11 protein-coding genes are annotated in these 11,961 nt (G+C 69.7%); 3 read left to right on the forward strand and 8 right to left on the reverse strand.

Going from position 1 to position 11,961, the window contains the following annotated elements; translation table 11 throughout:
* Positions 1-16: 16 nt before the first annotated feature.
* The 4 genes from ACZ7CF_RS11435 to ACZ7CF_RS11450 all read right to left on the reverse strand — a co-directional run bounded on the left by ACZ7CF_RS11435 (position 17) and on the right by ACZ7CF_RS11450 (position 3,499).
* Entirely contained in the window at positions 17-355 is a 339-nt protein-coding gene (locus tag ACZ7CF_RS11435; RefSeq protein WP_470369524.1) for a hypothetical protein, read from the reverse strand.
* 77 nt (positions 356-432) lie between these two features.
* The gene (locus tag ACZ7CF_RS11440) at positions 433-1,746 is read right to left on the reverse strand and encodes a citrate synthase (RefSeq protein WP_360385647.1); all 1,314 of its coding nucleotides are present in this window, start codon (positions 1,744-1,746) and stop codon (positions 433-435) included.
* 223 nt (positions 1,747-1,969) lie between these two features.
* On the reverse strand, positions 1,970-2,902 hold the full coding sequence (locus ACZ7CF_RS11445; protein WP_458429521.1) for a carbohydrate kinase family protein: 933 nt from the start codon (positions 2,900-2,902) through the stop codon (positions 1,970-1,972).
* 6 nt (positions 2,903-2,908) lie between these two features.
* Entirely contained in the window at positions 2,909-3,499 is a 591-nt protein-coding gene (locus ACZ7CF_RS11450; protein ID WP_360385643.1) for a TetR/AcrR family transcriptional regulator, read from the reverse strand.
* Between the two features lie 82 nt (positions 3,500-3,581).
* Between ACZ7CF_RS11450 and ACZ7CF_RS11455 the strand changes: the two genes are divergently transcribed.
* On the forward strand, positions 3,582-4,721 hold the full coding sequence (locus tag ACZ7CF_RS11455; RefSeq protein WP_470369525.1) for an acyl-CoA dehydrogenase family protein: 1,140 nt from the start codon (positions 3,582-3,584) through the stop codon (positions 4,719-4,721).
* On the opposite strand, the gene ACZ7CF_RS11460 is transcribed toward ACZ7CF_RS11455, so the two are convergent.
* Together ACZ7CF_RS11460 and ACZ7CF_RS11465 are read right to left on the reverse strand one after the other, a co-directional pair.
* Positions 4,718-5,932, reverse strand: coding sequence for an amidohydrolase (locus ACZ7CF_RS11460; RefSeq protein WP_470369526.1), 1,215 nt, complete (start codon positions 5,930-5,932; stop codon positions 4,718-4,720). The two genes, ACZ7CF_RS11455 and ACZ7CF_RS11460, sit on opposite strands and share 4 nt — an antisense overlap.
* Positions 5,933-6,617: 685 nt before the next feature.
* Complete coding sequence (locus ACZ7CF_RS11465; RefSeq protein WP_458429522.1) at positions 6,618-7,502, reverse strand: aldose 1-epimerase family protein; 885 nt, start codon at positions 7,500-7,502, stop codon at positions 6,618-6,620.
* Positions 7,503-7,540: 38 nt separating this feature from the next.
* On the opposite strand from ACZ7CF_RS11465, the gene ACZ7CF_RS11470 reads away from it, so the two are divergent.
* The gene (locus tag ACZ7CF_RS11470) at positions 7,541-8,317 is read left to right on the forward strand and encodes an MBL fold metallo-hydrolase (protein ID WP_470369527.1); all 777 of its coding nucleotides are present in this window, start codon (positions 7,541-7,543) and stop codon (positions 8,315-8,317) included.
* A gap of 79 nt (positions 8,318-8,396) precedes the next feature.
* Here the strand turns inward: ACZ7CF_RS11470 and ACZ7CF_RS11475 are convergent, their stop codons facing one another.
* Complete coding sequence (locus tag ACZ7CF_RS11475; protein ID WP_360385633.1) at positions 8,397-9,791, reverse strand: APC family permease; 1,395 nt, start codon at positions 9,789-9,791, stop codon at positions 8,397-8,399.
* 104 nt (positions 9,792-9,895) lie between these two features.
* Between ACZ7CF_RS11475 and ACZ7CF_RS11480 the strand changes: the two genes are divergently transcribed.
* Positions 9,896-10,690: a hypothetical protein gene (locus ACZ7CF_RS11480; protein WP_470369528.1), complete on the forward strand. Its 795-nt coding sequence runs from the start codon at positions 9,896-9,898 to the stop codon at positions 10,688-10,690.
* Here the strand turns inward: ACZ7CF_RS11480 and ACZ7CF_RS11485 are convergent.
* Positions 10,674-11,927, reverse strand: coding sequence for an MFS transporter (locus ACZ7CF_RS11485; RefSeq protein ID WP_458429525.1), 1,254 nt, complete (start codon positions 11,925-11,927; stop codon positions 10,674-10,676). The two genes, ACZ7CF_RS11480 and ACZ7CF_RS11485, sit on opposite strands and share 17 nt — an antisense overlap.
* Between the last annotated feature and the right edge of the window lie 34 nt (positions 11,928-11,961).

An 11,961-nucleotide genomic window follows, 5' to 3' on the forward strand; every position in this document is an offset into this window, starting at 1 on the left:
CCTGCACGACGAGCGATCAGGCGACCTCGGCGACGAGTTCGAGGGTGATCAGCCGGACCATTCGCAACAACCGGCCGTAGTAGTGGGCCGCGTAGGGCCGGTGGTGCGCCGACTGCGGGTCGGCGAACACCGGAACCACCTTGCGCAGGTCGTCCAGGCAGCGCGGGGCCCGCCGGAGGACGTGCTCGTCGAGTCCGTCCCGGCTCTTCAGCCACCTGTAGACGCAGCCGGCGGCCTCCGCGTCGACCAGGGCGAGCTCCACACCCGCGACCTCCAGGCCGCGCTGGCCCCTCGGGTACGGCAGCTTGCGGTGCTGCTCGTACAACCGGGTCACCTCGGTCCGCACGTCCTGCACGCACACCCCTCAGAACGCGCGAGAGGCGCGCCGCCCGTGGCGACGCGCCTTTCAGCTCACGAGAAACCCAGCCGTGGTCAGCGGTTCTCCATCGGGATGAAGTCGCGCTCGGTCGGGCCGGTGTAGATCTGCCGCGGGCGGCCGATCTTCGTGGCCGGGTCGTTGATCATCTCGCGCCAGTGCGCGATCCAGCCGGGGAGCCGGCCGAGCGCGAACAGCACGGTGAAGAACTTCGTCGGGAAGCCCATCGCCCGGTAGATCAGACCCGTGTAGAAGTCCACGTTCGGGTAGAGCTTGCGGGAGATGAAGTAGTCGTCCGCGAGAGCGGTCTCCTCCAGCTGCTTCGCGATGTCGAGCAGCTGGTCGTCGGCGCCGAGCTTGTTGAGGATCTCGTCGGCGGTCTTCTTGATGATCGCGGCGCGCGGGTCGTAGTTCTTGTAGACCCGGTGGCCGAAGCCCATCAGGCGGACGCCGTCCTCCTTGTTCTTGACCTTGTTGACGAACGACGCCACGTCGCCGCCGTCGGCCTTGATCTTCTCCAGCATCTCCAGCACCGCGCTGTTCGCGCCGCCGTGCAGCGGGCCGAAGAGGGCGTTGATGCCCGCGGAGATGGACGCGAAGAGGTTCGCCTCGGAGGAGCCGACCAGGCGCACGGTCGACGTGGAGCAGTTCTGCTCGTGGTCGGCGTGCAGGATGAACAGCAGGTCGAGCGCGCGGACCAGGTCCGGGTCGAGGTCGTAGGCCTCCGCCGGGAACCCGAAGGTCATCCGCAGGAAGTTCTCCACCAGGCCAAGCGAGTTGTCCGGGTAGAGGAACGGCTGGCCGACCGACTTCTTGTAGGCGTAGGCCGCGATCGTCGGGAGCTTCGCCAGCAGGCGGATCGTGGAGATCTCGACCTGGTTGGCGTCGAACGGCGACAGCGAGTCCTGGTAGAAGGTCGACAGGGCCGAGACCGCGGAGGACAGCACCGGCATCGGGTGCGCGTCACGCGGGAAGCCGTCGAAGAAGCGCTTGAGGTCCTCGTGCAGCAGCGTGTGGCGGCTGATCTTGGAGGTGAAGTCCTCGAGCTGCGCGGCGGTCGGAAGCTCGCCGTAGATCAGGAGGTAGGAGACCTCGGCGAAGTTCGAACGCTGGGCCAGCTGCTCGATCGGGTACCCGCGGTAACGCAGAATGCCCGCGTCACCGTCGATGTAGGTGATCTCGGAGGAGCAGGAGGCCGTGTTGACGAAACCGGTGTCCAGGGTCACCAGACCGGTCGTCGACAGCAGTTTGCCGAGTTCGATGCCGGACGCGCCTTCGGTCGCCGGCACCACCTTCATCTCGAGCTCTCCGCCCCCGTGGCGCAGCGCGACGGTCTGGGTGTCGTTCGGCGCAGTCGTCGCGTCGGGCATTCAAGTCCCTCTCAACGCTCGGACGGGGTGGCGGCAGCCCGCGCGGACTGCCGTCGTCTCGGACCACCCCGTTGGGATCTGAGTCTTCAAGTTCATCCACGCTAGTCGGCGGAAGGCCCGCCTCGCAGCAGCGGTGTGAACCGATTCTGTGAGATGGGACCGGCATCACATCCGCGATGCAGGTTTCTAGCGCGGCTCCCCCACGGTAGTCCGGTTCGGCGCTTTATCCACCCAACGCGGCGGTGAGTTCGCTCGCAAAGGGCGGCTCGGCACCCGCACGCGAACATGTGATCGCGGCGGCCGCACCAGCGTAGGTCAACGCGCTGGTCCACTCCTCCGCGGACAGCGCGCGGACCTTCTCGGCGGACAACGCGTCGTGGTCGTGCAGCCACGCGATCAGGGCGCCTTGCACGGTGTCGCCGGCACCGATGGTGTCGACGACGTCGACCTCCACCGGCGGCACGTCGACCCGGTCCGTGGCGGTGATCACGGAGAGACCGTCACCACCCCTGGTGAGCACGACGGCGGCGGGTCCCTGTGAAATCCAGGTGCGTGCGATCTCGATCACGTCGCCGTCCTCGGCGAGCCACTGAGCGTCCTCGACGGACACCTTCAGCAGCCCGACATCGGGCAGCCACGACGTGAACCGCGTGCGGTAGGCGCCCGGATCGTCGATCAGGCCTGCCCGGATGTTGGGGTCGAGAACGGTCAGCAGCCGCTTGCTCTCCCGCCGCAGCACCGTCTCGTAGACGCTCGCACCGGGTTCCAGGACGAGGCTCAGCGTGCCGAACGACACGGCCTTCACGCCCTGCGGCAGCGGGCCGGGGTCCTCGACGAGCCGGTCGGCCGTGCCGTCGACGTAGAACGAGTAGCGCGCGCTGCCGTCGTCCGCGAGACCGACGACCGCGAGGGTGGTGTTCTCCTGCCCGCGCTGGACGAGGTCCGTGCCCACGTTCGACGCGTGCAGCCGTTTCACGAGCTGCTCGCCGAAGTGGTCGGCCGACACCCGCGACAGGAAACCCGTCGGCACACCGAGCCGCCCGAGCGCGACGGCGACGTTGTACGGGCCGCCCCCCAGCTTGGGCGCGAGCGGCGCCAGCTCGTCGTCCCCCACCGGCACCATGTCGACCAGTGCCTCACCAGCAACCACGATCACAGCGTCCTACTCCCTCTGGCCGGCCCCGGTCCTCTGCAGACCATCCAACAGCAGTTCCCCCAGTGCGGTGAACGCCTCGGCATCCGAAACACCCGCCCGTTTCGTGAGGACCCCCGTCTGGATGCTCTCGATGAGCAGACCGGCCATCTCGGCGAACAACGTGGCGTGCACCTCGCGGAACACGTGCAGCTCGACGCCGTCCTGGATGAACGCCTTGATGCGCTCGGCGGCGGCACGGGCGTTGCGCTCGTAGGTGGCGCGCGTGGGCGGGAAGTCGGACACGTCGGCGATGAACGCGGCCGAGGCCCTGTTCAGCTCCTCCGCGGCGGCAGCGAGGTAGCTGCCGATGCGTTTGCGCACGTCGTGAAGGCCCGCGATGCGCTTCTCGATGCGTTCGGCCGCGCCTTTGAAGTACCGGCCGACGACCCGCACGGCGAGCTGTTCCTTGCTGCCGGCGAGCGCGTAGAGGGTGGATTTCGAGCAGTGCAGCCTGCCCGCGATGTCGTCCAGCGTGAGGTGACCGAAGCCCTCGTCGAGGAAGAGGACCTCCAACCGGGAGAGCAGCTCGGCCTGCCGCTGCGTGAGAGCCCGCGTCATGTGACGACCTTGCCACACTGACTGGCAGGTGTACTGCAGTACGTCCTACAGTACAGCTACCAGTACACACCGGAGGTCGACGATGCCCGCCGAGCGGCTGCTCCCCACCCAAGAGGCCGAAGACCTGATCGCGCTGGTCAAGGAGATCGCGCGGGACGAGCTGAAGCCGCACGCGGCGGACGCGGAGGAGAACGAGAAGTTCCCCCGCGAGGCGTTCCGGCTGCTGGGCCGCAGCGGTCTGCTGGGCCTGCCGTACCCCGAGGAGTTCGGTGGCGGCGCGCAGCCCTACGAGGTGTACCTGCAGGCGCTGGAGGAGGTCGCCTCCGCGTGGATGACGGTCGCCGTCGGCCTCTCCGTGCACGTGATGTCCTGCTACGGCCTGGCCGCGTTCGGCACCCGCGAGCAGCAGGACCGCTGGTTGCCGGAGATGCTCGAAGGCGAGCTGCTCGGCGGTTACGCGCTGTCGGAGACGCAGGCGGGGTCCGACCCGGCCGCGATGTCGACCCGCGCGGTGCGCCAGGGCTCGGAGTACGTCGTGAACGGCACCAAGGCGTGGATCACGCACGCCGGCGCCGCCGACTTCTACACGCTGATGGCCCGCACGTCCCCCGACGCCGGCCGCGGCATCTCCTGCTTCCTGGCCCCCGGTGAGGCGCCCGGTCTGTCCGCCGCGCCCGCCGAGCGCAAGATGGGCCTCACCGGTTCGATCACCGCGCAGCTGTCGTTCGACGGCGTGCGCTTCGGCACCGACCGCCTGATCGGCGCCGAGGGCGACGGCTTGAAGATCGCTCTGTCCGCTTTGGACTCCGGCCGGCTCGGCATCGCGGCCTGCGCGGTCGGCCTGGCCCAGGCGGCACTGGACGAGGCGGTGGCGTACGCCAAGTCCCGCACCCAGTTCGGCCGCCCGATCATCGAGTTCCAGGGCTTGGAGTTCCTGCTCGCCGACATGGCCGCCGCCGTCGAGTCGGCGCGGGCGACGTACCTGATGGCTGCCCGCCGCCGCGACGCCGGCCTGCCGTTCCGCCAGCAGGCGTCGATCGCCAAGCTCGTCGCCACGGACGCGGCGATGAAGGTGACGACCGACGCCGTGCAGGTCCTCGGCGGCGCCGGCTACACCCGCGACTTCCCGGTCGAGCGCTACATGCGCGAGGCCAAGGTGCTGCAGATCTTCGAGGGCACCAACCAGATCCAGCGCCTCGTGATCGGCCGCGGCCTGCGTTAGCCCAGGTTCTCCCGGTAGAAGGGATCGGCGACGGTCCCTTCGCCCTTGCGCTCGTCGAACGCGTAGACCTCGCGCCCCTGGATGTAGACGTGCAGCGCGCGGCTCATCACGTCGAGCGGGTCCCCCGACCAGATGACGACGTCACCGTCGAGACCGGGCTTGAGCGCCCCGACCCGGTCGTCCAGCCCCATGATCCGCGCGGGGTTGGTGGTGATCGACCGCAGCGCGACGTCGCTGTCGAGCCCCTCCTTCACCGCCAGCGTGGCCTGGTGCACCAGGAAGTGGATGGGGATGACGGGGTGGTCGGTCGTGATGGCGAGCTCGACCCCGGCCCGCGCGAGGATGCCCGGGTTGCGCAGCCCGCGGTTGCGCAGCTCCACTTTGGACCGCGTGGTGAACAGCGGCCCGATGATGACGGGGATCTGCTTCTCGGCGATGAGGTCCGCGATCAGGTGGCCTTCGGTGCCGTGGTTGAGGATCAGCCGGTAGCCGAACTCGTCCGCCAGCCGGATGGCCGTGGCGATGTCGTCGGCCCGGTGCGCGTGCTGGCACCACGGCAGCTCGCCGGTGAGCACCTTGCCGAGGACCTCCAGCGTGGTGTTGCGGTCGAACGCCTTGCCGTCCGCTTCCGCCTCCGCCTTCTTCGCCAGGTAGTCCTGCGCCCTGGTGAGCTCGTCGCGGATGACCGCCGCGACCCCCTGCCGCGTGGACGGCAGCTTCCCCTTGTCGCCGTAGACCCGCTTCGGGTTCTCCCCGAGCGCGCTCTTCACGCTGACCGGTTCCTTGACGAGCATCTCGTCGACCGTGCGCCCCCAGCACTTGATCGCGACCGTCTGCCCGCCGATGGGGTTGCCCGACCCCGGCTTGATCACCGCGGTGGTGACACCCCCGCTGAGCGCGTCGGCGAACCCGATGTCGGCGGGGTTGATCGCGTCGAGCGCCCGCATCCGCGCCCCGACGGGGTCGGTCATCTCGTTGGTGTCCTGCCCGGCCCACCCCTCGGCCTCCTCGTGGACGCCGATGTGCCCGTGCGCCTCGACGAAGCCCGGCAACACCCAGGCCCCGTCCGCGTCGACGACCCGCACCCCGTCCGGGATGTCGACGTCGGCGCCGACGGCGACGATCTTCCCGTCCTGGATCAGAACAGTGCCGCCTTCGACGGGCTCCCCGTCGACCGGCACGACGTAGCCCCCGGTGATCGCGATGTTCATGGTTAGCAACGCTAACGGTTGGACGCCGCTCGGGCCAGTCCGCCCTCGTGGCTCTCGCTTTGCCTGCGTTTCGTGCGCGGTCGCCTGATCGGGTGAAGGTTGTCCTGATTTGCACGCCTGGGCGTCTGTTGGGATGTCCGGATGCAGGTGGTTCGTTCGCCCGCAGACAAGGAAGCGCGGGAGGGGCGCACGGCACGTTGTCGGGGATCGCGTCGAGGGGTGGAGGTGAGGGTGCGAGGCGCGCTGGGGAGGCGTGTCGGGGGTGCGTGGGGATCGGGTGGGGAGCCGGGGTGGGGAGCCGGGGTGGGGAGCCGCCGACGGAAGCAGCTGGGTGCGAGGCGCCAGGGCGGGAAGCCGGGGCGGAAGCAGCCGGGTGCGAGCGGGAGTGCCCGGGGGTGAGCGAGCACCGAGAGCGGTAGCGGAGACGTGCCGACCCGCCCCGAAACCTCCGCCAAGGACGCGCCGAAGGCCGCGTTCGGGGAATCGGCTTGTGATCGAGCTGAAGGCGAGGCGTGAAGGGCTTTCCTCGGGCGGTTCCGCGCTAGGCGGGGCAGACGCCCACCGCAACGCAACCGGCAGCCGCACAAAGCAACAGGCGTGCCATCAACCCGCGAACGGCGCCGGCGGCTTCTTCGGGAGTGCCGGGGTCTGGGGCGGAGCCCCAGGAACAGCCACCCTCAGCGAGTCACAGCGGCCGAACCCCCCACCGGGCCCCCCAGGACTCCCCCGGAGCCACCCAGATCAAATCCACCCCGGAGTTCAACGCATCCGGCGGACAGGTCATCGGCTCAACGGCCACCGCCCGCCCCCGCCCCGGATAGGCCTCCGGCGTGTACACCTGCACCCACCGGAAGTCCGGGTCGGCCCACAGCTCGACCCCCCAGCCGTCACCGGCGAGCGAGTGCCGCACCAGCCCGTCGCGGCCCGGTTCGCAGCCGCCGAACGGCGTGTCGAGCTGGACCCCGGCCAGTGGGCGGCCGGCGCGGAAGTCGTAGGAGGTTCCCTCGACGGGTACGGCGGGGCCGGAGGGCACCATCCGTTCGAGGTCCAGTGGGAGGACCGTCGTGGCCGCCAGGGTGAGCGTGCAGGAGTCCGTGGAAGCGTTCCCAGCGCGGGGGTAGGGGTGGGTGCCGACGCCGAAGGGGGTGGCGAGCTCGCCGACGTTCGTCACGTGGTGGGCGATGGTCAGGCCGTTGTCGTCCAGGGCGTAGGAGACGGTGGTGCGCAGGGCCGCCGGCCAGCCGGGCTGGGGGTCGATGACCGTTTCGAGGGTCACCAGGGAGCCGGTGTGTTCGAGGACGGACCAGGGGCGGCGGCGGACCAGGCCGTGGATGGCGTTGCCGCGGGCCGGTTCGGTGACCTCCAGGTGCTGGACCTCGCCGTCGAGGGTCCAGCAGGCGCCGGCTGTGCGGTTGGGCCAGGGCACGAGGACGGCGCCGGCGGACATCGGTGGTTTCTCGTCCGGGCCGAACGTCTCCACGTACGGGACGCCGTTCACCTCGAAGGACCGCAGGCCCGCGCCTACAGTCGTGATCACAGCGGTGGCACCCTCGTACGAGATCCCCAACATGAGGCTGAAGCCTACGGGGCCAACGGAAGGATTTGCCCATGAAGGTCCATCACCTCAACTGCGGTTCGATGCGGCCGCCGCTGGTGCCCGGCGGGCTCGTGGCGCACTGCCTGCTGATCGAGGCCGACGACGGGCTGGTGCTGGTCGACACGGGCTTCGGCACGCACGAGGTGAAGGACCCGGCGCAGACCATCGACGGGCTCAGCCGGCGGTTGCTGCGGCCGCTGCTCGACGTCAACGAGACCGCGGTCCGCCAGGTCGAGAAGCGCGGGTTTCGGGCGAGCGACGTGCGGCACGTGCTGCTCACGCACCTCGACATGGACCACGCGGGTGGGCTGCGGGACTTCCCCGGTGCGACGGTGCACGTGCTCGACACCGAACTGGAGGCCGCGACCAACCCGCGCACGACCAAGGAGAAGATGCGGTTCCCGAAGGCGCAGCGCGAGGGGGTCACGTTCCGGACGCACCACGCGACCGGCGAGGAGTGGTTCGGGTTCGAGGCGGTCCGCGACATCCCGGGGCTGCCCGCGGACGTCCTCATCGTGCCGTTGGTCGGGCACACCCGCGGCCACAGCGGCATCGCGGTCAGGTCGGACGACGGCTGGCTGCTGCACGCCGGGGACGCCTACTTCTACCGCGGTGAGGTCGAGACGCCGCCGAGCAGCATCTTCGCGCTCAAGATGACCGCCAGGCAGACGGAGACGATCCGGGTGCAGCGGCTGTCCAATGTGGAGCGGTTGCGGGAGCTGAAGGCGACCGGTGAGGTCGAGGTGTTCTGCGCGCACGACCCGGTCGAGCTGGCCAGGCTGGGATGACGGCCGTCCGCGCGCTCGGGTGCGACAAAGGCAGCGGAACCGGTCGGGCGGGCCCGACCGGTCCCTCGTGCCGAACCGGTCACTTCGACAGGTTCTCCGGGCTGATGTCGACCTTGCCGTGCAGCACCCGGTTGATGCCCCAGAGCACCAGGCCGGCGAGCAGCAGGTAGCCGGCGATCTTGTAGTCGTCCCACGGCCGGCCGGACGTGAACGGCAGCGCCAGGTACGCGCAGGTGATGGCGCCCAGCACCGGTGCCCAGGTGGGTGCGCGGAAGTGCTTGTGCTCGGACTTCTCCTTGCGCAGCACCAGGCACGCGATGTTGACGATGGTGAAGACGACGAGCAGCAGCAACGAGGTCGTGCCGCCGAGCTTGCCGATGTCGGCCGTGGACACCAGGATCACCGCGATGCCGGTGGTGAAGACGATGGAGATCCACGGCGTGCGGCGGAACGGGTGCACGGCGCTGAAGAACTTCGGGATGATCTTCTCGTTCGCCATGCCGTAGAGCAGGCGGGACGCCATCAGCATGTTGATCAACGCCGAGTTGATGACGGCGAGCAGGCCGATGAGGGCGAAGACCCACAGCGGGAAGCCGGGTGCGCCGACGGTGACGACCTTCAGCAACGCGCCGGAGCCGGCTTTGGCGAGCTCGTCGGACGGGATCAGCAGCGACGACGTGATCGCGACCAGGACGTAGATCAAGGCGGCGATGCCCATGCCCCACAGCATCGCGCGCGGGAAGATCCGGACCGGGTCGCGGCACTCCTCCGCCATGTTCACCGAGTCCTCGAAGCCGACCATGGCGAAGAACGCGAGTGCCGTCGCCGAGGTGACCGCGAGCAGGACGTTGGAGCCGGACGGCGTGTGGATCTCGGTGAGCCGCGAGGGGTCGCCGTCGCCGACCATGACCGCGTAGGCGCCGATCGCGATGATGATGATCAGGCCGGACAGCTCGATGCAGGTCAGGACCACGTTGGCCTTGACGGACTCGGACACGCCGCGGAAGTTGATGATCGCGAGCGCCGCGATGAACACGATCGCGATGCCGGTGATGACCAGCGACTCCGGGCTGAGCGCGATGTCGAAGAACTCCACGAGCAGCTGCCGCAGGTAGGTGCGGCCGAACGCGAGGGCGGCGCTGGAGGCGGACGTGATGCCCGAGCACATGACCGCGAACGCGACCATGAACGTCAGGAAGTGGATCTTGAAGGCCTTGTTGGTGTAGAGCGCGGCGCCCGCGGCTCTCGGGTACTTCCCGACCAGCTCCAGGTAGCTGAACGCGGTCAGGAACGCGACGACGAACGCGAGCAGGAAGGGCAACCAGAGCGCGCCGCCGATCTTGCCGGCGACGTTGCCGGTCAGCGCGTAGATCCCGGTGCCGAGGATGTCGCCGACGACGAAGAACAACAGCAGCTTGGGCCCGATCGCCCGGTGCAGCCCCGGTTGTTCCGTTTGTGGAGTCGCTTCAGCCATGCCGTGGAATTGTGCCGGTTCGGTGTGACGACCAGCACTGATGACTGCTTTCCTCACCCGTATGGTGTAATCGACCGGACTCGTTCCGACCTGGGGGTGTCGCGATGAAGCGCGCGGTCCTGCTGATCTCGACCGCGGTGCTGGCGGCCTGTTCCTCCCCGCCGCCGGCCGCTCCGGGGCCCACCGCCGTGGTGCACGAGGACATCGCCTCGCTGGTGTCGGCGACCACCCGTGCCGTGTCGGAGAAGACCTCCTACCGCTTCACGGTGACCGCGCCGGTGGGCGGTGGCGCCGTCGCGTCGGCGTCGGGGGTCGTGCGGCTCACGGCGGGTGACGGCGCGGACGTCGAGGCCACGACCGAGCGACCGGTGCAGACCGGTGGGGCGCCGCAGAAGCTGCACTACGTGTCCACGAGCGAGGACAACGCGTACGTCGAGCTGCCCCCGGTGTTCGGGCTGCCCGCGGACAAGCCGTGGGTGAAGCTCACCCGCGCCGACACCGACGAGTTCACGGACACCATGCTGGGCTTCTACGACCTGGTCCACCAGGAGGCCGTGTTCACCCGGTACCACCTGCCGATCATCGCGGCCGGCGGTGTGGTGCGGTTGTCCGGCCAGTTCGGCGACCGCACGCTGTACACGGTGGACGTCGACCACCGGAAGGCCTACGACGCGCTGCCGGACGGTTTCCTGAAGAACGAGGTCAAGATCGCTCTCGACCAGGGCGTGCAGGCGTCGGTCGCCGAGCTGGACTTCGACCGGGCCGGTCTGCCGACCCGGTTGAAGGTCTCCCGGCAGTTCGGCCAGGCGACGATCGTCGACGACGCCAGGTTCACCGACTGGGGCACGTCGGCGCGGGTCTTGGACCCGGTGCCGGCCGTGGTCAGCCAGCGGAACTGACGCGGTAGCGCCAGATCGCGGGCAGCAGCAGCACCGCGACGACGGTCGCCACGACCACCAGCACGCCGCCGGCCGTGACCGCCGCGGCCGTGCCGAACGCCGCGCCGCCCGTGCCGTGCAGCAGGTCGGCGATCCGCGGGCCGCCCGCCACGACGACGATGAACACGCCCTGCATGCGGCCGCGCATCTCGTCCGTGGCCGCCGATTGCAGGATCGCGCCGCGGAACGCCATCGACACCATGTCCGCCGCGCCCGCCAACGCGAGGAACGCCGCCGCCACCCACAGGTTGCCGGAGAGCCCGAACCCGGCGATGGCCACGCCCCAGGCGACCACCGACACGGTGACCGCGACGCCGTGCCTGCCGACGTTCGCGATCCACCCGGACGTCAGCCCGCACAGCACGGCACCGATCGGGATGGCGGCGAACAGCACGCCGAGGGCGAACCCACCGCCGGGTGGGTCGCCGAACGTGTGCTGCGCCATCTCCGGGAACAGCGCCCGCGGCATGCCGAACACCATCGCGATGATGTCCAGCAGCATCGACGCGAGCAGCACCTTCTGCGCCCACAGGTAGACGAAGCCGGCCAGCACGTCCTTCAGCCCTGCCCGCCGCACCACGCCGTCGAGCGGGGGCATCGGCGGCAGCTTCCACACCGCGTAGACGGTGACGACGAGCGCGATCGCGTCCACCAGGTACAGCGTGGGCAGCCCGACGACGGGCATCAGGGCGCCGGCGAGCAACGGCCCGAGCACGGCGCCGAACTGCATGACCGTCGAGCCGAGCGCGCCCGCCGACGGCAGCAGCTCCGCCGGCACGAGCCGGGCGATGGAGGCCGACCGGGCGGGCGCGTTGGCCGCGAAGAACACCTGTTGCAGGCCGAGCAGCGCGATGACGAGCCACACCGATCGGACGTCGAGCGCGGCCTGCACCCACAGCAGCACGGAGGAGACCGCGATGCCGGTGTTGGTGACGAGCAGCAGCTTGCGCCGGTCGACGGTGTCCGCGATCGCGCCGCCCCACAGCCCGAAGACCAGCAGCGGCACCAGCGCCACGCCCGCGGCGATGCCGACCCACGCGGACGAGCCGGTGAGGTCGTAGACCTGCTTGGGCACGGCGACGGCGGTGAGCTGGGAGCCCACCGCCGTGACGATCGTGGAGAGCCACAACCGGCGGTACGCGACGATCTTCAACGGTCGCGTGTCGATCACGAACGTCGAGCGCGCGCTTCTCCCCACAGTGGCCACTTCGTTAGCCTATGACAACTAACAA

The sequence above is a fragment of the Lentzea sp. NPDC036955 genome (assembly GCF_055608005.1).

What these genes read in the sequence shown, in the direction of transcription:
- ACZ7CF_RS11440 (WP_360385647.1), bottom strand. Translation starts at nt 1,746, where the DNA reads ATGCCCGACGCGACGACTGCGCCGAACGACACCCAGACCGTCGCGCTG.
- ACZ7CF_RS11460 (WP_470369526.1), bottom strand. Translation starts at nt 5,932, where the DNA reads ATGAACATCGCGATCACCGGGGGCTACGTCGTGCCGGTCGACGGGGAG.
- ACZ7CF_RS11465 (WP_458429522.1), bottom strand. Translation starts at nt 7,502, where the DNA reads ATGTTGGGGATCTCGTACGAGGGTGCCACCGCTGTGATCACGACTGTA.
- ACZ7CF_RS11475 (WP_360385633.1), bottom strand. Translation starts at nt 9,791, where the DNA reads ATGGCTGAAGCGACTCCACAAACGGAACAACCGGGGCTGCACCGGGCG.
- ACZ7CF_RS11450 (WP_360385643.1), bottom strand. Translation starts at nt 3,499, where the DNA reads ATGACGCGGGCTCTCACGCAGCGGCAGGCCGAGCTGCTCTCCCGGTTG.
- ACZ7CF_RS11470 (WP_470369527.1), top strand. Translation starts at nt 7,541, where the DNA reads ATGAAGGTCCATCACCTCAACTGCGGTTCGATGCGGCCGCCGCTGGTG.
- ACZ7CF_RS11455 (WP_470369525.1), top strand. Translation starts at nt 3,582, where the DNA reads ATGCCCGCCGAGCGGCTGCTCCCCACCCAAGAGGCCGAAGACCTGATC.
- ACZ7CF_RS11480 (WP_470369528.1), top strand. Translation starts at nt 9,896, where the DNA reads ATGAAGCGCGCGGTCCTGCTGATCTCGACCGCGGTGCTGGCGGCCTGT.